Raw genomic sequence first — 1,563 nt, forward strand, 5'->3', positions numbered from 1 at the left:
ATGTACGATAATGGAAGTGCCATTCAAATTAAATGGGAAGCACTTGATCAGTACGGTAATGTACAAAGGACTCAAAACGGTCAAATTAACTATATAAAATGGTAATATTTAAAAAAAAATAAAAAAGGACGATAGCTACTAAGCTTCGTCCTTTTTATTTGTTTTGATTATATCAAGTATAAGAGTAATGTGAATAATAATGAATATAACTATCAATAAATAGGTATTAAATTGGTTTATGAAAAATAATCGATATTGATCCGACAAGTAATAGGTAATTAAATTAAAAAGTAGAAGAATTCCAATGTTGACTACTGTTATATAAGCATTAATCTTCTTAAATCTTTCTTTTTTCTCTTTTAAAAAGATTCGAACTAGTATTAAACCAAATAAAATCAATGAGAAATAGTGAAACTCTATTGGCATGAACCTCTCCCCCAATGCTTTGACTATCAAAATATATATGATTTTTTATGAAAATCATGTAAAATTAACCTAATAAAAAGATTTTTTAGCATAAACTGGTTGTTATATTTATACTATATATCCCTTTAATAATAAAGGACATGATTTTATTCATGTTCTATATTTTTTACTCAAAAAGCGAACATACATTCGTGTAAATGGGAGGTGGAAGTTTGAAATAAATAAAAATCGACTACTTGCAGAGTTTTTTCAAGATGATAGGAATCGAAAGCTATATCAAGAGTATCTTAGGAATCCAACAGGCATTAACCAAAAAATTTTAGATGAAAGATTTAAGGAGTTTTATTTTAGAATCCGTTCGATTGCTTATATACTAAAAAGTTTGCACTTTGAAAGTCAAAAATTAGATAGAAAAAATCGACTGTATAAGCAACGTTATCAATCAATTTTAGATAGACCAAACGAAGATAATTCTACGTTACTAGATTTAATTGAAGTACCACCTCCCAGAGAAGAAACTCATTCAAACAAGTTAGAGGATTATATAACAGATTTTAAATTGCATTCTTCGATAAAAAAATTAACCAATAAACAAAGAGAAATTTTATTTTATGTATTTGTAATGGAGTTAAAAGATGTTGAGATAGCGAAAACTTTAGCTGTCTCACAGCAGTTTGTTACTAATACGAAGAATGTAGCATTGAAGAAACTAAGGGGGGAAATGAACGATGTTAGATGAAGCGAGTATGATCCAATTAGTAGGCAACTTTGGTTTTCCGATTGTCATGACCATTTATTTATTGCATCGCTTTGAAAGAAAGATTGAATCTCTCGATAACACAATACAAAACTTAGCAAAAGTTGTTGGAAACAAAGGAGTGAATTCATAATGAATATTATTGAGGAAAAAGAAATAAGAGCAATAATAGATTTAATTCAGCCTAAAATTAAAAGGTCACTCTTTCAGACATCTCTTGAAAATAGAGAAGATTTGGAACAAGAATTAATGTTATATATACTAAAAGTAATTAACAATAAGATAAGTAGAAACGTACCAGGTTTCTTTACCACTTTTGGACAATCATTCAACATAACAGAAAACGAATCATTGTCCTTTGAACTATCTTAGTGTAACCA

General features: G+C 28.2%; 3 protein-coding genes. All 3 read left to right on the forward strand.

The window, feature by feature from the left end; translation table 11 throughout:
- Window positions 1–808: 808 nt before the first annotated feature.
- Genes AC1DSB_RS19085 through AC1DSB_RS19095 form a run of 3 tightly spaced genes read left to right on the forward strand, consistent with a single transcriptional unit; the run spans window position 809 to window position 1,555 of the window.
- Window positions 809–1,165, forward strand: a complete 357-nt coding sequence (locus tag AC1DSB_RS19085; RefSeq protein ID WP_477531429.1) for a sigma factor-like helix-turn-helix DNA-binding protein — start codon at window positions 809–811, stop codon at window positions 1,163–1,165.
- Entirely contained in the window at window positions 1,155–1,316 is a 162-nt protein-coding gene (locus tag AC1DSB_RS19090; protein WP_016428784.1) for a YvrJ family protein, read from the forward strand. The genes AC1DSB_RS19085 and AC1DSB_RS19090 overlap by 11 nt, the downstream gene beginning before the upstream one ends.
- Window positions 1,316–1,555 (forward strand): hypothetical protein, encoded by a 240-nt coding sequence (locus AC1DSB_RS19095; protein ID WP_477531430.1) that lies wholly within the window; start codon window positions 1,316–1,318, stop codon window positions 1,553–1,555. The genes AC1DSB_RS19090 and AC1DSB_RS19095 overlap by 1 nt, the downstream gene beginning before the upstream one ends.
- Window positions 1,556–1,563 lie beyond the last annotated feature (8 nt).

This window comes from Paenisporosarcina sp. P4_E4_2, from assembly GCF_056401595.1.

Coding starts and splice junctions, on each gene's coding strand:
- AC1DSB_RS19095 (WP_477531430.1), top strand. CDS start 1,316: ATGAATATTATTGAGGAAAAAGAAATAAGAGCAATAATAGATTTAATT.
- AC1DSB_RS19090 (WP_016428784.1), top strand. CDS start 1,155: ATGTTAGATGAAGCGAGTATGATCCAATTAGTAGGCAACTTTGGTTTT.